Source organism: Kitasatospora sp. NPDC038210 (assembly GCF_055600605.1).
The window spans coordinates 75212-95609 of record NZ_JBVJYK010000018.1; the positions used below are offsets into that span (position 1 = coordinate 75212).

14 protein-coding genes and 2 pseudogenes are annotated in these 20398 nt (G+C 74.1%); 5 read left to right on the forward strand and 11 right to left on the reverse strand.

The window, feature by feature from the left end; all coding sequences use genetic code 11:
- Positions 1 to 27: 27 nt before the first annotated feature.
- Complete coding sequence (locus tag ACZ7KX_RS30650; RefSeq protein ID WP_470329303.1) at positions 28 to 1272, reverse strand: sensor histidine kinase; 1245 nt, start codon at positions 1270 to 1272, stop codon at positions 28 to 30.
- 170 nt (positions 1273 to 1442) lie between these two features.
- Here ACZ7KX_RS30650 and ACZ7KX_RS30655 point away from each other — a divergent pair, with 170 nt between their 5' ends.
- A complete protein-coding gene (locus ACZ7KX_RS30655; RefSeq protein ID WP_470329304.1) occupies positions 1443 to 2369 on the forward strand; it encodes an ABC transporter ATP-binding protein in 927 nt (308 codons plus the stop codon).
- A complete protein-coding gene (locus ACZ7KX_RS30660; RefSeq protein WP_470329305.1) occupies positions 2366 to 3217 on the forward strand; it encodes an ABC transporter permease in 852 nt (283 codons plus the stop codon). The genes ACZ7KX_RS30655 and ACZ7KX_RS30660 overlap by 4 nt, the downstream gene beginning before the upstream one ends.
- A gap of 73 nt (positions 3218 to 3290) precedes the next feature.
- Here ACZ7KX_RS30660 and ACZ7KX_RS30665 read toward each other — a convergent pair whose 3' ends face one another.
- Positions 3291 to 3932 (reverse strand): maleylpyruvate isomerase N-terminal domain-containing protein, encoded by a 642-nt coding sequence (locus ACZ7KX_RS30665; RefSeq protein ID WP_470329354.1) that lies wholly within the window; start codon positions 3930 to 3932, stop codon positions 3291 to 3293.
- A gap of 109 nt (positions 3933 to 4041) precedes the next feature.
- A pseudogene (locus ACZ7KX_RS30670) lies at positions 4042 to 5562 on the reverse strand (MFS transporter); the annotation flags it as partial.
- A gap of 229 nt (positions 5563 to 5791) precedes the next feature.
- On the opposite strand from ACZ7KX_RS30670, the gene ACZ7KX_RS30675 reads away from it, so the two are divergent.
- Positions 5792 to 7858 carry an MDR family MFS transporter gene (locus ACZ7KX_RS30675; protein WP_470329306.1) on the forward strand — a complete coding sequence of 689 codons (2067 nt, stop codon included), beginning with the start codon at positions 5792 to 5794 and terminating at the stop codon, positions 7856 to 7858.
- Between the two features lie 15 nt (positions 7859 to 7873).
- On the opposite strand, the gene ACZ7KX_RS30680 is transcribed toward ACZ7KX_RS30675, so the two are convergent.
- The 4 genes from ACZ7KX_RS30680 to ACZ7KX_RS30695 form a co-directional block, all read right to left on the reverse strand.
- Positions 7874 to 8443 (reverse strand): Uma2 family endonuclease, encoded by a 570-nt coding sequence (locus tag ACZ7KX_RS30680; RefSeq protein ID WP_470329307.1) that lies wholly within the window; start codon positions 8441 to 8443, stop codon positions 7874 to 7876.
- Between the two features lie 201 nt (positions 8444 to 8644).
- Entirely contained in the window at positions 8645 to 9430 is a 786-nt protein-coding gene (locus ACZ7KX_RS30685; protein WP_470329308.1) for a hypothetical protein, read from the reverse strand.
- Between the two features lie 216 nt (positions 9431 to 9646).
- A complete protein-coding gene (locus ACZ7KX_RS30690) occupies positions 9647 to 12403 on the reverse strand; it encodes an SdrD B-like domain-containing protein (RefSeq protein WP_470329309.1) in 2757 nt (918 codons plus the stop codon).
- A 482-nt stretch (positions 12404 to 12885) separates the two neighbouring features.
- Positions 12886 to 13923: an aldo/keto reductase gene (locus ACZ7KX_RS30695; protein ID WP_470329355.1), complete on the reverse strand. Its 1038-nt coding sequence runs from the start codon at positions 13921 to 13923 to the stop codon at positions 12886 to 12888.
- A gap of 119 nt (positions 13924 to 14042) precedes the next feature.
- Between ACZ7KX_RS30695 and ACZ7KX_RS30700 the strand changes: the two genes are divergently transcribed.
- Positions 14043 to 14753: a TetR/AcrR family transcriptional regulator gene (locus ACZ7KX_RS30700; protein ID WP_470329310.1), complete on the forward strand. Its 711-nt coding sequence runs from the start codon at positions 14043 to 14045 to the stop codon at positions 14751 to 14753.
- Between the two features lie 66 nt (positions 14754 to 14819).
- Here ACZ7KX_RS30700 and ACZ7KX_RS30705 read toward each other — a convergent pair whose 3' ends face one another.
- The 3 genes and pseudogenes from ACZ7KX_RS30705 to ACZ7KX_RS30715 all read right to left on the reverse strand — a co-directional run bounded on the left by ACZ7KX_RS30705 (position 14820) and on the right by ACZ7KX_RS30715 (position 18011).
- On the reverse strand, positions 14820 to 15428 hold the full coding sequence (locus ACZ7KX_RS30705) for an SUKH-4 family immunity protein (protein ID WP_350521036.1): 609 nt from the start codon (positions 15426 to 15428) through the stop codon (positions 14820 to 14822).
- 686 nt (positions 15429 to 16114) lie between these two features.
- A pseudogene (locus ACZ7KX_RS30710) lies at positions 16115 to 16666 on the reverse strand (TerD family protein); the annotation flags it as partial.
- Positions 16667 to 16802: 136 nt separating this feature from the next.
- Entirely contained in the window at positions 16803 to 18011 is a 1209-nt protein-coding gene (locus ACZ7KX_RS30715; protein ID WP_470329311.1) for a cytochrome P450 family protein, read from the reverse strand.
- 69 nt (positions 18012 to 18080) lie between these two features.
- Between ACZ7KX_RS30715 and ACZ7KX_RS30720 the strand changes: the two genes are divergently transcribed.
- A complete protein-coding gene (locus tag ACZ7KX_RS30720; RefSeq protein WP_470329312.1) occupies positions 18081 to 19340 on the forward strand; it encodes a pyroglutamyl peptidase in 1260 nt (419 codons plus the stop codon).
- A gap of 155 nt (positions 19341 to 19495) precedes the next feature.
- Here the strand turns inward: ACZ7KX_RS30720 and ACZ7KX_RS30725 are convergent, their stop codons facing one another.
- Complete coding sequence (locus ACZ7KX_RS30725; RefSeq protein WP_470329313.1) at positions 19496 to 20005, reverse strand: inorganic diphosphatase; 510 nt, start codon at positions 20003 to 20005, stop codon at positions 19496 to 19498.
- Positions 20006 to 20398: the final 393 nt, after the last annotated feature.

Consider the following 20398-nt stretch of genomic DNA (forward strand, 5'->3'; position numbering starts at 1 on the left):
GCTGGTCGTCGGCCAGGACGACCCGGATCACGCGCGCACCTCGGCCGCGACCGCAGAGACCGTGACCCCGACCGGGACCGGCACCGGGCCCGGCACCGGGCCCGGCACCGGCAGCGTGGCCGCGACCCGGAAGCCGCCGTCGGCGCGCGGCCCGGCGGCGAACTCGCCGTGCAGCAGGGCGACCCGCTCGCGCAGCCCGGCCAGCCCGAAGCCGCTGCCCGGGTCGCTGCCGTGCCCCCGGCCCCGGTCGGTGACCTCGACGGACAGCTCCCCCGCCGTCCGGGAGTCGACCAGGACCACGCAGACGTCGGCGTCCGCGTGCCGGACGACGTTGGTGACGGACTCCTGGATGATCCGGAAGGCCGCGAGGTCGATCTCCGCGGGCAGCGCCCGCTGTTCGCCGTGGTACCGGACCTCCACCCGCACCCCCGCCGCGGTGGTCGCCCCGGCCAGCCGGTCGAGGTCCGCCAGGCCCTGCGCGCCGGTGCCCGGGCCGTCGCCGTCGGCCCGGCGCAGGACGACGAGCATCCGGCGCAGCGCGGCCAGGGTGTCCCGCCCGGCGGCCTCGATCTCGCCGAGCGCCGCCTTCGCGCGTTCGGGCCGGCGGTCGATAACCCGGCGGGCGGCGCCCGCCTGGAGCGCGACGATGCCCAGGCTGTGCGCGACGGTGTCGTGCATCTCGCGGGCGATCCGCAGCCGTTCGGCGGTGACCGCCTCGTCGGCCGCCCGGCTGCTCAGCGCCTCGGCGTGCTCCCGGTTCTGCCGCACCGAGCGCCCGACCAGCCAGGCGACCAGCGCGAGCAGCGCGGCGCCGTCGGCGGAGCCGATGTGGGTGCCGGTGAAGATGCCGACGGTGTTGCCGCGCACCAGGCCGATGTGCAGCACCAGGAACCCCATGACGAGGGCGAACGCGGCCCGCGAGGTACGGCGCGGCCGGGTGGCGGTGATCAGGCAGAGCGCGGTGTCCACGGCCAGCAGCGCGCCGGGCGGCACCTGGGTGCCGCCGGACCAGCCATCGGTCTCGGTCCAGGTGGCGATCAGCAGCAGGACGACCGACAGCAGCGGCAGCCGGCGCACCGACGCGGCGCCCGCGAAGGCCACCGCCGTGTCGGCCAGGGTGAACGCCCACCCGCCGTGCGCGGCGGCGCCGTGGTGCTGCGCGGAGCCACCGAGCCGGACGGCGGGGTAGGCGGCGGCCACGCACCAGGCGAGCCCGACCCAGACCTCGGGCGGGACGCGCCGGAACAGCGGCGGGGTGGGGGTCGAAGGCATGGTCCACGATCGTAACGGCGGCCCGACGAGCCGTCATCCGACCGTGGTTGTACGGCCAGGGGTGACCTGCGCGTACGGCCAGGGGTGACCTGCGCGTACGGCCGGGGGTGGCCCACGCTGTCGACATCGGTCCGATGTGCGGCCGCCGCTCCCCCGGCACCGTGGAGCCCATGATCGAAGTCACCGAGCTGACGAAGCGCTACGGCCGCCACACCGCCGTCGACCGCCTGACCTTCACCGTCCGGCCCGGCCACGTGACCGGCTTCCTCGGCCCCAACGGCGCCGGCAAGTCCACCACCCTGCGGCTGGTCCTCGGCCTGAACGACCCCACCACCGGCAGCGTCACCGTCGACGGCCACCCCTTCCGCGGCAGGCCGCGCGGGCTGCGGCACGTCGGCGCGCTGCTGGACGCGGGCGACGTGCACGGCGGGCGCAGCGGCCGGGCGCACCTGTCGGCGCTGGCCCGGGGCAACCGCATCCCGCTCGGACGGGTGGAGGAGGTGCTGGAGGAGGTCGGGCTGGGCAGGGCCGCCGGGCGGCGGATCGGCGGCTACTCGCTGGGCATGAAGCAGCGGCTGGGCATCGCGGGCGCGCTGCTCGGCGACCCGCCGGTCCTGCTCTTCGACGAGCCGCTGAACGGCCTGGACCCGGAGGGCGTGCTGTGGGTGCGCGGACTGTTCCGCCGCCTCGCCGCCGAGGGGCGCACGGTGTTCGTGTCCAGCCACATGATGGCCGAGATGGAGCACACCGCCGACCGCCTGGTGGTGATCGGGCGCGGCCGGCTGATCGCCGACGAGGGCCTGGCGGAGTTCTCCGCCCGCAACGCGACGACCTCGGTGACCGTCCGCTCACCCGAACTCCCACTGCTGGCCGAAGCATTGCGGACGGAAGGCGCCGACGTACAGCTCCGCGGGCCGCAGTTGGCGATCGTCACCGGGCTGCCCGCCGAACGGATCGGCGAACTCGCCCTGCGGCACGGCGTGGTGCTCGGCGAGCTGACCACCCGCACGTCGTCCCTGGAGACCGCGTTCATGTCCCTGACCGCCGACAGCGTCGAGTACCCGGCGGCCGAACACCCGGCTGGAGAAACCCGATGAGCACGACCCACACCGCCCTCACCCCCCTCGCCCCGCACACCGCCGAACCCGCACCCCGCTTCACCGACCTGCTCGCCGCCGAGTGGATCAAACTCCGATCACTGCGCTCGATCCCCTGGGTGCTCGGCCTGAGCGCCGTGGCCATCGTCGCCGCCAACCTCAAGTCCGCCCTGTACACCCGCGACCACTACACACCGGGCAGCGGCGATCCGGCGGCCATGGCGCAGGCGGCGCTGAACGACGCCTTCACCATCGCCTCCGCCGACATCCTGCTGCTCGTCGGAGGCGGCCTCGGCGCGATCGTCATCGCGGGCGAGTACGCGACCGGGCTGATCCGCACGACGCTGGCGGCCGTACCCGATCGCAGGGCGGTGCTGGTGGCCAAGGCGTGCGTCCTGGCCGCCGTGATGCTCGGTTTCGGCGTGCTGACCGTCGGCGTGTCCTTCGGCCTCAGCCAGGCGGTCCTGTCCGACTCCGGCATCGGACAGTCCCTCACCGACCCCGCCGCCTTCCGCTACGTCGCGGCGGCCACGCTGTTCGGCCCGGTCTGCGCGCTGGTCGGGCTCGGGATCGGCACCCTGATCCGGCACAGCGCGGGCGCGGTGGTGGGCACCGTCGTGGTGCTGTTCTTCCTCCCGTCCCTCGTCACCGAGCGCTACCGCTGGACGGCCGACCTGCTGCACGCCCTGCCACTTCCCGCCTGGCAGCGCCTGGCCCGGACCAGCCTGGCGGGCCTGCGGCCCACCGACTACCCCGCGACCGTCGCGGGCTCCTGGATCACCCTCGCGGCCTGGTCGCTCGCCTCGGTGGCGATCGCGGCACTGGTGATCCACCGCCGGGACCACTGACGGCCGGGGAAGGCCCGAACAGCCGGCCACTGCCCGCCACGACCTGCCACGACCTGCCACGACCTGCCACGGCTCAGAACGCCGCGATGCTCCCCGGTGCCCGCTCGGCCCGGCTGAGCGCCCGCAGCACGCCCACCCACCCGTGCCGCCGGACCGCCAGCCGGGCCAGCAGTGCGGCCACGGAGTCGGCGGTCTCCGGCGGGAGTCCGGGGGTCGGGACGTCCACGCTGACCGCCAGGTCGTCGGCGTGGACGGCCAGTTCCATCGTCCGGGTCGCCAACAGGTCGTCGAGAGTGAGCGACCACGGCCCCCAGAACGGCAGCCGGGCCGGGCGGGTACCGTCCGCCGCCGCCAACGCGGTCGTCAGCTCCGCGACGGCGGCGTCGACCCGGCGGTGCAGGGCGGCCGGCCCGTCGGCGGCGAACGCCTCGCTGCCCTGCCGGATCCGGACGTTGATGTCCGCGTCGAGCTCCGCGCCGACCCACGCGACCCGGGCGTAGTGGTCAAGCAGGCCGATCGTCTGCTCGGTCGGCGGCGCGGCGGCCAGGGCCTCGGACACGCACAGGACCTGGAAGGCCAGGTGTCCGGCCAGCCCGCCGACGCTCCACTCCGCCAACGCGCTCGGCCGCCGCCAGGCCTCGGCAACCTCGGGGGCGCGCAGCAGCTGCTCGGCCGCGCGGGCCGCCGCCAGGAAATCCGCTCGGGAATCGCTCACGATCCGCTCCCTACCGCACCACGGAGGCCCGGAAACCGGACCCCACCGACCCCACCGACCGCACCAGACCGCACCGCCGACCGCTCCACCGCCGCACCACAGCCGTTCACGAGCCACCGCCGCCCGGTCCGCCGGACCCACCGGCCCCGTCCGACCCACTCGGCGGTGGCGCTCCCGCCACGGTGTCCACCACCGCCACCAGCAGAGCCGTCAGCACCAGCCCCGCCGCGACCGCCACGCCCAGCTGGAAGGCCGTCGCCCAGTCCGGGTGGCGACCGCGCGCGTGGGCGAAGAACACCGACCCGACGACCGCGATGCCCACCGCCGAACCGACCCGCTGCGCGGTCTGCAGCACACCGCCCGCACTGCCCGCCCGGGCGACCGGCACCTGCTGGAGGGTCAGCGTCTGGTTCGGGGCGATCACCAGCCCGCTGCCCACCCCGGCGACCAGCAGCGGCAGCGCCGTCGTCCAGCCCACCCGGGGCCCCGACCACAGCTGCACCGCGAGCGCCGCGGCCAGCAGTCCGGCCAGCACCAGCAGCAGCCCCACCACCACCAGCCGCCTGCCGAGCCGGCTCACCAGCCGCCCGCCCACCGCCGCGGCCGCGCCCGAACCGATCGCGAACGGGGTGATCGCCACGCCCGCCGCAAGGGCCGAGTAGTGCAGGCCGACCTGCAGGTACAGCGTGAAGATGAAGAAGATCGCGGTGAACCCGGCGAAGTACGCCAAGGACAGCAGCACTCCCGCCGCGTACGGGCGCACCGCGAACAGCGCCATGCTCACCAGCGGCTCGTGCCGCCGCCCGTAGTGCACCTCCCAGCCGACGAAGGCCGCGAGCAGCACCGCCGAGACCGGCAGCAGCAGCCACCGCGCCGGGCTGTGCCACTGCTGTGCCTGGACGAACGGCAGCAGCAGCGCGACCGTGCCGGCGCCGAGCAGCACCACGCCGACCGGGTCGAAGTCGCGGTGCCCGGCGCGCTCGGCGGCCGGCGGGGGCGCCGGGAGCAGCCGGTGGGCGATCGGCAGGGCGGCGACGCCGATCGGCAGGTTCACCAGGAACACCCAGCGCCAGCCGTCCTGCGGGCCGGACAGGTGGATCAGCAGCCCGCCGAGCAGCGGCCCGACGGCGGTCGACAGCCCGATGGTGGCGCCGAGCGCGCCGAAGGCCCGGCCGCGGTCGGCGCCCCGGAAGAGGGTCTGGATGAAGCCGGACACCTGCGGGACGAGCACGCCACCCGCCGCGCCCTGGAAGAGCCGGGCCAGCACCAGCCACTCCTGGCTCTGCGCCGCGCCGGCCAGCGCGCTGGCCGCGGTGAACAGGGCGAGTCCGGTGAGGAAGACGGCGCGCCGACTGCGCGCGTCGCCGAGCCGTCCGGCCGGGACGAGCACCAGGCCGAAGGCCAGCGCGTAGCCGCTGAGCACCCACTGCAGGCCGCTCTCCGACATGTGCAGCCCGGCCCGTACGGTCGGCAGGGCGACGTTGACGATGCTGACGTCCAGCAGGGTCATGAAGCCGGCGACCAGGCAGACCGCGAGCGCCCGCCAACGCCGCGCGTCGGCCCGGCCGCCCGCGGCGGAAGCGCCGGGCGGGTCCGGGTGCGCGGTGGCGGACGGGGCGTCGGGGGTCATGGGAGCCTCTTCCCGGTGTCCGGGGCGGCTTGCTCGCTGCCCGGCCGGTGGTCGGCGGGCTTCGCTCGGCTCATCGTCGCCCCGCCCTCCGGGTGCCGCCACCCGGGTCGTACCCGGGCAGCGCTCCCTTCCGCTCCCCCGGCGGCCTCACCCGGCCGCCTTCCCCGCAGCCTCACCCGAACGGTCGAACCGGATCGCGATCGGTGCCCGGACCCCAGAGGCTGACGGCATGACCGTCGCCACCGAGAACCCGCCGCTCGCACCACCGGTGCTGGACGTTCGGCAGCGGAACGTCGTCTTCGCCACGATCGTGCTCGGCATGCTGCTGGCCGCCCTCGACCAGACCATCGTCGGCACCGCGCTGCCCACCATCGTCGCGGACCTCGGCGGGGCCGCGCACATGTCCTGGGTGGTGACCTCCTACCTGCTGGCCGAGACGGTGGCCACCGTGCTGGCCGGCAAGTTCGGCGACCTGTACGGACGCAAGCTGATCTTCCAGATCTCGGCGGTCGTCTTCGTCGCGGGCTCGTTCCTGTGCGGGCTGGCCACCGACATGACGCTGCTGATCGCCTGGCGGGCGGTGCAGGGCGTCGGCGCGGGCGGGCTGATGGTCACCGCCATGGCGCTGATCGCGGACGTCATCCCGCTGCGCGAGCGCGGCAAGTACCAGGGCGCGATCGGCGCGGTGTTCGGCGTGGCCACGGTGATCGGGCCGCTGCTGGGCGGGCTGTTCACCGACCACCTGTCCTGGCGCTGGGCGTTCTACGTCAACGTGCCGCTCGCGGTCGTGGTGGTGATCGCGGCCGCCCGGACCATCCCCTCGGTGCGCTCGGCGACCCGGCCGGTGATCGACTACCTGGGCATCGCGCTGGTCGCGGTCGGCGCCGGCGCGCTGATCCTGGCGACCAGCTGGGGCGGCAACCAGTACCCCTGGGGCTCCGGGGTGATCATCGGCCTGTTCGTCGGCGGCGCGATCGCCCTCGGGCTGTTCTGCTGGACCGAGACCCGCGCCGTCGAACCCATGCTGCCGATGCGGCTGTTCCGCAACCCGGTGTTCACGGTCTGCTCGGTGCTCAGCTTCATCGTCGGCTTCGCGATGCTCGGCGCGCTCACCTTCCTGCCGACCTTCCTGCAGTACGTCGACGGTGACTCGGCGACGGTCTCCGGCATCCGGATGCTGCCGATGGTCATCGGCCTGCTGCTCGCCTCGATCGGCAGCGGCACCGCGGTCAGCAGGACCGGCAAGTACCGGGTGTTCCCGATCGTCGGCACGGCCGTCATGACCCTCGGCCTCTACCTGCTCTCCCGGCTCGAACCCGGCACCGGCACCGCGCTCGCCTCGCTCTACATGTTCGTGCTCGGCGTCGGCATCGGACTGAGCATGCAGGTGCTGACGATCGCCGTGCAGAACACCGTCGACTACGCGGACCTCGGCACCGCCACCTCCGGGGTCACCTTCTTCCGCACCATCGGCAGCTCCTTCGGCACCGCGGTGTTCGGCACCATCTACAGCAACAGCCTCACGACCGAACTCCGCGAGGGCGTCGCCACCGCCGCCCGGCTCACCGGCGCCGACCCGGCCGTGGTCGCCCGCGCCGCCGAGAGCCCCCAGAGCCTGCACGGGCTGCCCGCCGACCAGGCCGCGCCGATCGTGCAGGCCTACTCCGACGCGCTGCACACCGTGTACCTGTGGACGATCCCGGTGGCCGTGATCGGCTTCGTCGTCGCGCTCTTCCTCAAACAGGTACCACTGCGCGACACCGCCCGGTCCGGCTCCACCGACATGGGCGAGGGCTTCGCCCAACCGACCACCGCCGACGCCGACCCGCACCTGGAGTACTCGGTCTGCAAGATCATCCGCGGTGTCGACCTCGACACCGTCCGGACCATCGTCTCCGGTGCCGACACCCGGGTGGACCTCGCCGGCGCCTGGGCACTGATGGAGGTCGCCCAGCACACCAAGGTGATCGGGCACGCCGACCTCGACCTCATCGCCGCCCGCAAACGGATCCCGCCCGAGGTCCTGGAGCCCGTCTTCGACCGGATGGCCGCCGAGGGCTACCTCGTCCGCGACGGCGACGCCCTCGCGAACACCGAGACCGGCATCCGCGAGGTCCGGGCCCTCGCCCGTGCCTGGTCCGACTGGCTCAACGCCCGCCTCGACGCCGACGCCGGCCGACCGCGCAGCCCGCAACTGCGCACCGCCGCGGACGCCATCGCCTGGCGCCTCCTGGTCGAGGACCTCGCCAACGGCCTCCCCGCGAAGGCCCGTTCGACGGACAGCGCACGGGTCTAGACGGTCCGCCGGCGGCTACAGGCGGGTGGTGTCGAGATCGAGGTCGAAGGGCTCCGGGAGGTGGACGGGCGTGCCGAACGGGTGCGGGCCGCTCTCACGGGCGTACCCGAGGCGGGTCGGTTCGCTGTACAGCGTGCAGCTGCGGTCCTGCCGGTCGACGAGCAGGTGGAGCGGCGCACCGTACTGGCCGTAACGGCGCCGCTTGACGACCCGGTCCGTTTCCGCGTTCGACGGGGAGCTGACCTCCACGATCAGGAGGGTCTGGTCCGGCAGCAGCGCGCCCTCGGTCTTCTCGGCGAGACCGACGGGCACCACCGCGAGGTCCGGAACGTACCAGTTCTCGCTGCCCGGCAGGTCGAGGTTGCCGGAGCCCGACACCAGGTCGAGCTGTTCCACGCGCGGGGTGATCTGACGGCGGACGGCCTCGGCAGCGGACTCGCGCGCCCATGACCGCGACACGGGAGTGATGACTCCCTCGATGATCTCGGTGCGGCCGCCCGCGATGTACCGGATCGCGTACTTCAAGGCCCGCTCGGGGTCACTGATGATGCTGTAGTCGCCGGGGGTCCGGGGGGCCGCACTCACAATGTGTCTCCTTCCCGTGTGGCATCGTCTCCCGGACTACCCGGCCGCCCGGCCTCGCGCGGCCGATCCGACGGATCCCGGCCGTCCGGGGGCGCGACCCGACCGGACCTCCCTGCTTTCCGTTCGTCACGGGATCGATCGGGTTTCGGGGCGTCGGCTGCGCCGTCGTGACGCCGCGTCGTTCGGGCGACGCGGTCGGCGTCAGCCGGCCAGCCAGGGGGCCTCGGGGAGCTTGGCGGCGGCGTCGTGGCCGGAGAAGTCCGCCGTGGTCGGCGTGCCCAGGCCCGCCATCCGCATCGTCACCCGCCGCAGCGCGCCGTCGCCGTCGACCCAGTACGTCAGTGGCGAGCGCCCGCCGTCGGCAGCGGAGCCCTGGGCGCGCGGGCCGGCGATGCGGTCGTAGCCGCGGCCGTCGATCCGGTCGCGGCCCAGCCAGCGCGCCCCGGACTGGGCGAGCAGCAGCGGGTTGTCGGGGCGGTCCGCGCCGAGCTGGACCACCAGGCTGAGCCCGGAGTCCAGGGGGTCCGCGGTGTAGGAGCGCGGCGACCAACCCTGCCGCGGCACGTGCTCGGCCTGCTGCCACGCCGGGCCGTCGACGCCGGCCGGTTCCGGGGCCAGGCCGAGGCCGCCGGTGTCCCAGATGATCAGCCCGTGGTCGAGCGGGCCGCTCGCCCCGGTCGTCCGGTAGCGGCCCACGCCGCGGTGGGTGCGGTAGTCGACGACGCCCTCCACCCGGATGGTGACGCCTCCGCCCTCGGCGGCCGTGAGCGTCACCCCGACCGGAGCGGCCTGGTAGAGGTTCAGCCGCGACAGGGCCAGCCGGGAGGCCTCGTCGCTGGTCACCGGCCGCTCGTCGGCCTCGTCGGAGACCGTCCGGTAGACGACCAGACCGCCCGCCGCGGTGCCGCACACCGCGATCGCGGCCAGGGTGAGGAGCCAGCGGCTCCGCCACGGCCTGCGGGTGTCGTCCTTCGTCCTCCGGGCCATGCGGATGCCTTCTCTCGTGGGTCGGTGTGCGGTGGGTGAGTGGTCTGCGTGGAACCGGTTGCCCGTGACGTGGGCCGTCACGACAGTCGGGCGGGTTCGGGGACCAGTGGTCCGCGAACCCGCCCGATCCGGCACCGGCACGGATCGCCGGTGCCGGTCCGCCCGGCCGGGGGTTAGCAGCCCCGGCCGGGGGTTACCAGCCGTGGCCGGGGGTTGCTAGCCCTGCCGGAGCGCCCTGCGCCTACGGACCAGCAGCACCAGCGCCGCACCGAGGGTGATCAGCGCCGCCGCTCCCGCCACGGCGAACGGGATCGCCGCGCCCGCACCGGTGTCGGGCAGGTGCCCGGGTCCGGGAGCCGGCGGGGCCGGGGGTGCCGGGACCGGGGCCGACGTCGCCGGCGGCGTCTCGGTCGGTGTCGACGTCGGGGTGGGTGTCGGCGTCGGCGTCGGGATCAGCCGGTTGACGGCCGTCACCTCGACCCCGTCGTCGAGGTTCCCGCTGGTGAGCACCAGCGGCCCGAGCACCGTGACCTCCGGCGCCGAGTAGCCCGCCGGCGGGCTCAGCTCCTGCCAGTAGTACGTGCCCACGACGCCCTTGCCCTGGCAGAGCCCGTCGGCGCCGGTGGTGCACGGTTCGCCCACCTTGGTGTCGGGCTTGTCGCCGGTCGGCTGCAGCCCGTCCGTGCCGTTCGTCTCGTGCCACAGCTGGAACTTGGCGCCCGCCAGCGGCTTGCCGTCCTGGTCGTGCTTGACCAGGCGCAGCGCGCCCTCCTGCTGGCGGAAGCCGAAGTCGTAGGTGTGATCGTTCTGGCCCGGTCCGCCGGTGGTCAGCCCCCGTTCCGGGTACTTGCCGCCGGCCGGGACGATGCCCTTGGAGTCGATGAAGTGGTTGTCACCGACGTCGTGTTCGGTGGGCACCCACTGGAACAGCGGGCCGTCCTTGGCGTAGTCGGCCGGGTTGTCCAGCTTGATCGTGTACTTGGTCCTCGGCTTGAGGCCGCCCTCGACGTTGCTGTCGTCGAAGTAGTACTCACCGCGCGCCGTCGTCTTCGTCGTACCGACGAGCTTCCCTGACTCGTCGTACAGGTGGACGGTGACACCCGGCACCGGGCGCTGGCCCGGCAGCTGGAGGCCGCTGCGCTCGGGGTCGTACCAGACCCGGTTGCCGATCTGCAGCGGCGCCTGGTCGCAGAGCACTTCGAGGTCGCCCATCGCGGCGCCCTTGCCGAACGGCGGGATCGGCCCGACCGGGTTGAGGCGCAGGCCTCCGTCGGCCTTGCCGTCGCGCTTGTCGAAGCCCGCGCCGTAGCCGTAGGCCATGCCGTTGGTGTCGTAGCCCGAGGTCGCGATGGAGTCCTCGACCTTGGAGAACGCCATCCCGGCGTTCAGGGCGTTGTTGTGGCCGATGCGGTTGTTGTCGAAGAACCGGGTGCCCCGGGTCGTGGCCCCGCAGCCGTTGTTGGTGTCCAGCACGTAGGTGCCGTTCACCAGGCAGGCCTTGTTGAGGTCACCGCCGGGCAGGACCTTGGCCATCGTGCCGCCGGTCGGTGCGGCCGCCGACTGGTCGCCGAAGCGGTCCCGGAAGGCGAGCACCATCGAGCCGTCGGTCTCGAACGCGATCTCGGCCAGGGCCGGCTCGGGGTTGGCCAGGTAGTCGGTGCAGGCGTGGCCGTTCTGCGTGGTCGGGAAGGTGTCCTGCCACGGGAACCAGCCGGTGCCGGGGCACGCGGTGCCGACCGTGCTGCCGCGCGGGTAGTCGAGCTTCTGGTCCAGCACGGCCTTCCTGAACGTGCCGGTGTCCGGGTCGAAGGGCAGCACCACGGCCCGCAGGTCCGCGGTCTTGCCGGTCGACTCGCCCGAGCAGACGCCGCCGAGGTAGCCGGTGCCGTCCTGCAGGCCGAGGCCGTACGGGCGCCAGTCCCCGGCCGCCGGGCAGCCCGGGTCGGGGATCGGGTAGGCGGCCTTCGGCTCCGCCGCCGTCGGGCCGGTGGCGTCGTAGCGGTAGAGCTTGCGGTCGTGGAGGTTGACGACGAACAGGTCCTTGCCGTCGTCGGAGATCTTGACAGCGCCCAGGCTCTCCTTGCCCACCGCGGGCAGGAAGGCGTCGTCGTTGTCCGGGCCGTGCGGCGTGCTGCCGGCGTCCGGAACGGTCGTGAAGAGGGCGGTCGTCTTCTTCACCGGGTCGGTCACGTAGATCGCGCCCGGGCCGCCGGGGCCGTACGCCGTGGTGCGCTTGGCCGAGGCGGCGGAGAAGATCCGCTTGTCCGCGCGGTTCCACGCGATGCCGTAGATGTTGCCGGTCTGCTCGGCCGTGGCCAGGTCGGTCACGGTCGCGTCGGTGCCGGCCACGCCGCGGGCGCTGTACGGGAAGGAGACCAGCGTGCGCGCCGATGCGCCTTCCCGGGGCGCCGGCTGGCAGGTCGACACCAGCGGCGCGTTCTTCTGGCAGTAGTCACCCGGGCTCCACAGGCCCGTGGTGAGCTCGACCTTCTTGCCGCCGCCGAGGTCGACGAACTCCTCGTTGCTGCTGAGCTGGTTCGGCGCGCCGGTCAGGCCCTGGCGCGAGGCGAAGGCCGGGAACAGCACGCCCGGCTTCGGGTTCACCACCTGGATCCGGTACTTGCCGCCGGTCGCCTTGCTGGCGGCCGGTGCCAGTGTCACCGTGCCGTCGGCCGCGGTGGTGCCCTCGATGCCGACACCCGCGTCGTCGGTGAGCGTCACCTTCACGCCCGCGATCCCGGGTTCCAGCACGGGGGTCCACACCCCGGTGGTGTCCACGGCCCGGATGACCCGGACCGTTACGGTGCCGTCGCCCGTCTGCGGAAACGCCGACGGGGCCGCGGCCAACGAGCAGGCGCCGATCGCGACGGCGACCGCCGCCGCGCCGCCTGCGGTGCGACGGCCGAGCCGAGCCGGTCGCCACCGGTCCGGGTCGCGCGCCGCGCCGACCGTTCGTTCACTTGTCGTCGTCATCCCTGCTCTCATCGTCACGTTGGGCATGCGTCCGGTGGGGGCCTGCCGCCCGACCTCGCTCGGGGGTTCGCGAGTGGCGGAAAGCCGCCATTGTTAACGGGAGCTTAAAGCGGACGCGAGAAGTTCGCAGGAAAACAAGGAACCTTGACGAGGCGTCAGACGTTTCGACGGCGGTCGCACCAACGCGCCGCCCTTCCGGAAGCAGGCCGCCGACCTGCACGGGAGCGCCACCCGGGGGTTCGCCACTCCCCGAGAAGCATTGCATGAACCTGTCGACAATCGAACACAGTTCCTGCCGAACCTGCACACACCGTGACCCGAATCGCCCACCCCACCGACAACTTCCGCACCACCCCGGCCTCCCCCATCCGGCCGAAACCCCCCTGGCGCAACGGCCCCCCACCGCCCCCGCTCGACTGGGCGCAGCCCGGGCTGCGCCCAGTCGGGCGGGGGCGGCCCCCGAACCCGTCCCGCGCCGCGCGTCAGCCGGCCATCGGCGGGTTGAGGCGGGCGAAGGCGGCCTGGCGGCGGTACGGGAAGTACGGGTACGGGGCGGTGCGGGCGCTGGCGGTGTCGAGGCGGGCGATCTGGTCGTCCGTCAGCGACCAGCCGACCGCGCCGAGGTTCTGGCGCAGCTGCTCCTCGTTGCGGGCGCCGATGATGACCGAGGAGACCGTCGGGCGGCGCAACAGCCAGTTGATCGCGATCTGGGGGACGGTGCGGCCGGTCTCGGCGGCGATCTCGCCGAGGGCGTCGACCACCCGGTGGAGCAGCTCGTCCTCGACCGGCGGGCCGTAGTCGGCGGTGTCGTGCAGGCGGCTGCCGGCCGGGAGGGGCTGCCCCCGGCGGATCCGGCCGGTCAGGCGGCCCCAGCCGAGCGGGCTCCAGACCAGGGCGCCGACGCCCTCCTCCCGGGCGAGCGGCATCAGCTCCCACTCGTAGTCGCGGCCGACGAGGGAGTAGTAGACCTGGTGGGCGGCGTAGCGGGGGCGGCCGTGGCGGTCGGCCAGGGCGAGGGACTTCATCAGCTGCCAACCGGAGAAGTTGGAGACGCCGGTGTAGCGGATCTTGCCGGCCCGGACCAGGTCCTCCAGGGTGGCGAGCACTTCCTCGATCGGGGTGTCCGCGTCGTAGGCGTGGAGCTGGAAGAGGTCGAGGTAGTCGGTGTCGAGGCGGCGCAGCGCGTCGTCCACCGAGCGGACCAGGCGTGCGCGGGAGGTGCCCGCGTCCTGCGGGCCGTCGCCGGTGGGCAGGCCGGCCTTGGTGGAGACGAGGACCCGGTCGCGGCGGCCGCGGATCGCCCGGCCGAGCACTTCCTCGGAGGCGCCGTCGGAGTAGACGTCGGCGGTGTCGAAGAGGGTGACCCCGGCATCGATGGCGATGTCTAGCAGGCGGCGGGCCTCGTCGGCGTCGGTGGTGCCCCAGGCGCCGAACAGCGGGCCACGGCCGCCGAAGGTGCCGGTGCCGAGGCTGAGCGCGGGGACCTTGAGTCCGGACGCGCCGAGTCGGCGGTATTCCATGTCGGTGGTGGCGATGCCCATGACGTTCTCCCCTCGAAGCCCCTAATGGGACTCCCGTTCCGTTAGGATGCTCTGAACCTAGCAGACCCCTCGCGACTAATGGAACAGGAATCCCGTTAATGGCTGCCAGATCCGTCGACCCCGGCGAGTCCGTCGACCCCGCCGAGCCCGCGGGCACTCCCGAGTCCGTCGGCCCCGCCGAGCCCGCGGGCACCGCCGAGCCCTCGACGCCCGGTACCGTCCGCCCCGGCGGCCGGACCGCCCGGGTGCGCACCGCCGTCCTGCGGGCCGTCGAGGACGCCCTGGTCGAGCACGGCTTCAGCGGTCTCGACCTCGGCGACATCGCCCAGCGGGCCGAGGTCGGCCGCACCACGGTCTACCGCCGCTGGGGCAGCACCACCGCGCTCGTCGCCGACCTCCTGGCGGACATGGCGGAGCAGTCGCTGCCGCGCACGCACACCGGCTCCCTCGCCGAGGACCTGCGGGCCAACGCCCGGCTCGTCCGGCGCACCCTGGCCGACCCCCGGCAGGGCGCGCTGTTCCGCGCGGTGATCGTGGCGGCGAACTGCGACGCGGACGCCGCCGAGGCGCTGCGGCACTTCTACCGGCGCCGGGTGGAGGAGTGGGCGCCGTGCGTCACCGAAGCCGTCGAGCGCGGCGAGCTCCCGGCGGACACCGACGCGTCAGAGGTCGTCCGGGCCGTGTCGGCACCGCTCTACTACCGGATGCTGACCACCGTCGAACCGCTGGACGAGGCCTCCGCCGACCGGGCCGCGGCCGCCGCCGAGGCCGCCGCCCGCGCCGGGGCGTACCGGATGCAGGGCCCCTGAGAACGCGAACGGCCGCACAACGCCTGTGCGTTGTGCGGCCGCCGGGTGCGGAGGGGACGGAGAGGGTCAGTCCTCGTCCAGTTCCTCGTACTCCTCCCGCAGGTTCACCGCGATCTGGCACCAGAGGTCCGACTCGTCCGGCCCCTGGCCCAACTGCTCGACCAGGGCCTCGAACTCGTCGAGCGCGGCGTTCGCGTCGCCGCCGACGACCCGCTCCTCGAAGCCGGCCAGCAGCCCCAGGGCGCCGATCACCGCGGGCAGCGAGTCGGCCGCCCAGCCGCCGTAGCCGCGCGCGTGGTCCCAGCCGTCCGCGTTGTAGATCTTCACGGCGCCGGATCCGGCGTCGACCATCAGGTGCCACTCGTCGAACGTCCCGACGCAGTACCCCCAGTTGCTCGGCGGGGTCTCGTCGTCCGGCGTGCGGTTGCCGAACAGGTCGTCCAGGTCCGCCTCCCACATCCCGCGCTTGGGAAGGTCCGTCGCGTCGAAGCCGACGAAGTCGAGCCCGACGGCCGGCAGGCCGACCTCGGTCAGGAACGCCCGGGCGGCGGGCGACTCCAGGCGCTCGGGCAGCACCTCGGGCCGCCACAGCGTGCCCGGGCCGAAGCAGGACTCCAGCCAGGCCGCGGTGGGATGGCGGGCGGCGTCGAGCAGCTCGGCTTCGGACGTGGTCATCGGTGCGTCTCCCCCGGTCAGAACGTGTGGCGACGACCATTCAAACGCACGGCACCGACAGCACGGGCCGCCGGGGTGGTCCCCGACGGCCCTTCAGGAGCTGCGCTTCCCCGCCGCCTGACGGCTCGCGCGGCGGTTCGGCCGACGACCTAGAAGAGGCCGTCGTCCTCGTAGTAGTTGTTGACGACGACCTCGGGCCCGTCGTCGTCGAAGGCCTCGTTGAGCAGAGCGCCGCCGACCAGGCCTGCCGCGCCCGCACCGATCAGCGCACCGGTGCCGAAGCGCCGGCCGCCGCCCTGCGCCGGCTGACCGGGCGCCTGCGGGTAGCCCTGCTGCGGGTAGCCCTGCTGTTGGACGGACTGCTGGACGGGCTGCGGGTACCCCTGCGGCGGGGTGTAGAACGGCGGGACGGTCGTCTGCACCCGCTGGGCACAGGCGGCGCAGGTCTCGATCTGGCGGGGCACGCCCCACTGCGGCGACCACAGCACCGCCGTCGTGCCGGCGCCGTGCGAGGGGTCGAAGAAACACGTCACGGGGGAACTCCCTGTTGCCGGTGGGGTCTGCGGTACGGGGGGCAGTGCGGCGGGCGCCGCAGGCGGGGCGGCCGGCACGGCCGGCTTCACCGGAGCCGGAGCCGGCGCCGACGCCGGAGCGGGCGGGACCGCGGGAGCGGCAGCGGGCTGCAGGACGTCGACGCCGAAGTCCGTCGCGATGCCCGCGAGCCCCGCGGCGTACCCCTGCCCGACCGCCCGGAACTTCCAGTCCGCGCCGTGCCGGTACAGCTCGCCGAACACCATCGCGGTCTCGCTGCCCGCCACGGACGCCACGTCGTAGCGGGCCACCTCGGCGCCGCCGTCCGGGTCGGTGACGCGGACGTACGCGCCGCGGACCTGCCCGAAGTTCTGCCGTCGCTGCGCCGCGTCGTAGATCGCCACCGCGAAGACGATCTTCTCCACGTCGGCGGAGACCTCCGCGAGCCGGACCTCGATCTGCTCGCGGTCGGGCCCGCCGCCGGAGCCGCCCTGGTGGCGGACCGAGCCGTCCGGGCTCCGCAGGTTGTTGAAGAAGACGAAGTTCCGGTCCGAGCCGACCTTCCCGTCCGCCCCGCACAGCAACGCGCTGGCGTCCAGGTCGTACCCGGCCGCGGCCGTCCAGCCGAGGCCGATCCGGACCACCTGCAGTCCGGGTGCCTGCTTGCCCAGGGAGACGTTGCCGCCCTTCGTCAGGGCCACACTCATGGGACTTCCTCCACGACCGTACGAGTACCGCTGTTCGACTACGACAACGCTGTAGAAGTCGAGCCGGTTCCCGCTCCCGCCGTCAGGATCGCGTCAGCCCCGGACTCCCCCGGGAGCGCCCCCGAGCCGTCCCGGCTCAGTACCGGACGGGCAGTTCCAGCAGGCCACGGGCCCGCAGGGTGGGCCGGTGGCGCAGCTGCTCGACCGGCACGTCCAGGGCCAGGTCGGGGAAGCGGCGCAGCAGGGCGTTCAGTGCGACCGCGGTCTCCATCCGGGCCAGCGGCGCGCCGAGGCAGTAGTGGATGCCGTGGCCGAGGGCCAGGTGGCCGGTCTCGCGGCGGCGCAGGTCGAGGCGGTCGGGGTCGGTGAACTGCGCGGGGTCGCGGTTGGCGGAGCCGAGGGCGAGCAGCACGGTCTCCCCCGCCGGGACGGTGACGCCACCGATGGTGACGTCCTCGCGCGGGAAGCGGCGGATGGCGAGCGGGGCGGGGCCGTCGAAGCGGGCGAACTCCTCGACGGCGCCGTCGATCAGCTCCGGTTCGGCGCGCAGGGCGGCGAGTTGCTCGGGGTGGGTGAGCAGGGCGAGGACGGCGTTGGCGATGAGGTGGACGGTGTTCTCGTAGCCGGCGAAGAGGATGAGGAAGGCGAGCGAGGTCAGTTCGTCCTCGGTGAGCCGGTCACCGCCTTCCGCGCCGCCGCGGACGGACTCGTCACGCACCGCGGTCAGGTCGGACAGCAGGTCGTCGCCGGGCTGGGTGCGCTTGCGCTCGATCAGGCCGGTGAAGAAGCCGAGCATCGCCTTGACGGCGGCGCGGGTCGCCTCCGGGCGGTCGGGGTCGGGGGTGATGAGGCTGTCGGTCCAAGCGCGGAAGTCGTGGCGGTCGTCCTCGGGGACGCCGAGGAGGTCGCAGATGACGGTGATCGGCAGCGGCGCGGCGTAGGCGGCGAGCAGGTCGGCACGGCCGGCCGGGGCCATGGCGTCCAGCAGTTGCCCGGCGACCTTCTCGATCGGGGCGCGCAGTGCGGCGATCCGGCGCGGGGTGAAGGCCTGGGAGACCAGTCGGCGGATCCGGGTGTGGTCCGGCGGGTCCATGTTGAGCAGGTTGGCGTCCAGCGCGGGCGGCAGGGCGAAGCCGCGGTAGTTGCCGGGCGCGGCGTGTGCCTTGTCGAGGGCGAGCCGCGGGTCGGCGAGGGCCTGGCGGACGTCCGGGTAGCGGGTCACCAGCCAGAAGGGCAGGCCGTCCGGGCCGACGACGCGGTGGACGGGCGCGTCGGCGCGCAGCCGGGTGTAGCCGCCGTACGGGTCGGCGATCAGGGAGGCGAGGTCGAGGTCGGGCGCTGTCACCGGGCCAGCCTACGGGCATCGCGACGGCACCCTGGCGGGGTGTCAGGTCTGAACCTATTGTCAGGTCACATGACATTACTTCGCCGTACCGCCGGACTGGCCGCCGCCCTCACCGGGACGCTCGCCGCCCTGCTGGCCCCGGTCGCCGCCCAGGCGGACCCGGCCGGCTGCCGCACCGCCGCCACGGTGCCGCTCGACGCCGAGCAGGCCCGTCTCCAGGACGCCCGCACGGCCGCCTTCACCGAACGGTCCGGCCTTGGCGACCTGCTCCGGGGCTTCCCGGCCGCCCTGTGCTCCGCCCGCACCGCCCACCGCGCCGAACGGGTGGTGGACGCCTGGGGCCGGGCGCTGTGGCAGGCCGGCGTGGACCGCGCCCAGGGCCGCCGGCCCGGCGGCGAACTGCCCGCCGCGGACGACCGCCCGCTGTACTGGACCAGGCTCGCCATGACCGTCCGTCTGGCGCAGTGGCAGCCCGGGTTCGCCGTCGACCGGGCCGGGCTGCGGGCCCGCTTCGAGGACGCCTCGCGCGGCCTGGCGGACGGCTTCAGCGCCGCCCACGGCCTGCGGCGGATCTTCGTCAGCGGCTTCGACCCGTACGGCCTGGACACCGAACCGCGCCGCGCCAACCCCTCCGGCTCGGCCGTCCTGCAGCTGAACGGGCGGCGGATCACCCTCGCCGACGGCAGCACCGCCGAGGTGCGGGCCGTCGTCCTGCCGGTCCGCTACGGCGACTTCGACGGGGGGATCGTGGAACGCGCCTTCGGCCCGCACCTGGTGCCCGGCCCGCAGTCCGCCGACCTGATCACCAGCATCAGCCAGGGCTACCCCGGAAAGTTCACCCTGGAGGACTGGGCCGGGCGCGCCCGCTCCGCCGACCCGGCCACCGACAACGTCGGCGCGCTCTCCGGCGGCACCACCCGGCACCCGGTCGACGCCCCCGGGCTGGCCGCCGGGCCCCAGTTCGTCCGCACCACCCTGCCCACCGACGCCATGACGGCGGTGCAGCAGCCCTACCCGGTCCTGCTCAACACGCCCGTCACCGAGATCCCCGCGGGCGCCACCGACCCCGTCGTCCGCGCCGACGGCCCCACCCCCGGCTCCCGCGCGGTCGCCGGCGGAGGCGGCGGCTACCTCTCCAACGAGGTCGCCTACCGCTCCAACCGCCTGCGCCTCGACCTCGCCCCCGGCCTGCCCGGCGGCCACCTCCACACCCCGGTCCTCACCGGCCTGCCCGCCGACGGCGACCTGCTCACCGCACCGGAGTTCGAGCAGAACGAGGCCGCGATCGCCGACCAGGTCCGCACGATCCTGAGCAGCGCCCGCCTCTGAGCAGCACCGCCTCCGAGCAGCACCGCCTCCGAGCACCCACCGGGGCGGGCCGACACCCGCCTCCGGCGGCCCGCCCCGCACGCCCTCGTCCGCCGCCGTCCCGGCCGCGCGCCCAGCCCGCGCGCCCGTACGCCGCACGCCCCCGGTCCGCTTCCTCACGCCGGCCACGCCGGGTCTGCGAAGCACGTCCCCACGGCCCGGAGCCGCGACGCCGCGATCTCGGCGTGGGCGGCCTCGCGGTCCGCCCAGTGCGAGCCCTCGACGGACTTGCCGCGCTCAAGGTCCTTGTACACCTGGAAGAAGTGGGTGATCTCCAGCAGGTCGAACCCGGGCAGGTCCCCGATGTCCTGCAGGGCCGCGTAGCGCGGGTCCCTGGCCGGGACGCAGAGCACCTTCTGGTCGGGGCCCCGCTCGTCGCGCATCACCCACATGCCCACCGCCCGGCAGGTCAGCACGCAGCCGGGGACGGCCGGTTCACCGCCGAGCACCAGGGCGTCCAAGGGCTCGCCGTCGCCGCCCAGGGTGCCCTCGACGTAGCCGTAGTCCGCGGGGTAGCGGGTGGCGGTGAACAGGGTGCGGTCGAGACGGATCCGGCCCGCCGCGAAGTCCATCACGTACTTGTTCCGCGACCCCTGCGGGATCTCGATCATCACCTCGAACTCCACCGCGGCCTCCTCCTCGACTCCGGGGGAGAACCCGGGCTCCCGGAGAAATTGTCGGCCGTTCGGACGCGCTCCGAAACAACGCTCCGAAAACAGCCGCCTCCGTTCGGCGGAGTCCACCGGGCGGAGTCCGGCGGGACGTACCCGACGGTTCGCGTCGCGCCCGGCGGGGGTTGTCGGACACGCCCCACCATCCGGACCACGGGCCGCCGGCCCGGCGGGACGGGCACCGCCTCACCGGCTCGCTGCGCCACACGGCTGACCGCCTCGACGTGACCCCGGTCGAGCGCCACCCGACCCGCACGGGCTCGTACACCAGACACGCCCGGACCCTCGAACTGCACCCGCCGCAGCCGGCCCGGAACCACTCCCCACCTCGCCAGGTCTCGATTGGGC

What these genes read in the sequence shown, in the direction of transcription:
- ACZ7KX_RS30650 (WP_470329303.1), bottom strand. Translation starts at nt 1,272, where the DNA reads ATGCCTTCGACCCCCACCCCGCCGCTGTTCCGGCGCGTCCCGCCCGAG.
- ACZ7KX_RS30655 (WP_470329304.1), top strand. Translation starts at nt 1,443, where the DNA reads ATGATCGAAGTCACCGAGCTGACGAAGCGCTACGGCCGCCACACCGCC.
- ACZ7KX_RS30660 (WP_470329305.1), top strand. Translation starts at nt 2,366, where the DNA reads ATGAGCACGACCCACACCGCCCTCACCCCCCTCGCCCCGCACACCGCC.
- ACZ7KX_RS30675 (WP_470329306.1), top strand. Translation starts at nt 5,792, where the DNA reads ATGACCGTCGCCACCGAGAACCCGCCGCTCGCACCACCGGTGCTGGAC.
- ACZ7KX_RS30685 (WP_470329308.1), bottom strand. Translation starts at nt 9,430, where the DNA reads ATGGCCCGGAGGACGAAGGACGACACCCGCAGGCCGTGGCGGAGCCGC.
- ACZ7KX_RS30690 (WP_470329309.1), bottom strand. Translation starts at nt 12,403, where the DNA reads ATGACGACGACAAGTGAACGAACGGTCGGCGCGGCGCGCGACCCGGAC.
- ACZ7KX_RS30695 (WP_470329355.1), bottom strand. Translation starts at nt 13,923, where the DNA reads ATGGAATACCGCCGACTCGGCGCGTCCGGACTCAAGGTCCCCGCGCTC.
- ACZ7KX_RS30700 (WP_470329310.1), top strand. Translation starts at nt 14,043, where the DNA reads ATGGCTGCCAGATCCGTCGACCCCGGCGAGTCCGTCGACCCCGCCGAG.
- ACZ7KX_RS30705 (WP_350521036.1), bottom strand. Translation starts at nt 15,428, where the DNA reads ATGACCACGTCCGAAGCCGAGCTGCTCGACGCCGCCCGCCATCCCACC.
- ACZ7KX_RS30720 (WP_470329312.1), top strand. Translation starts at nt 18,081, where the DNA reads ATGACATTACTTCGCCGTACCGCCGGACTGGCCGCCGCCCTCACCGGG.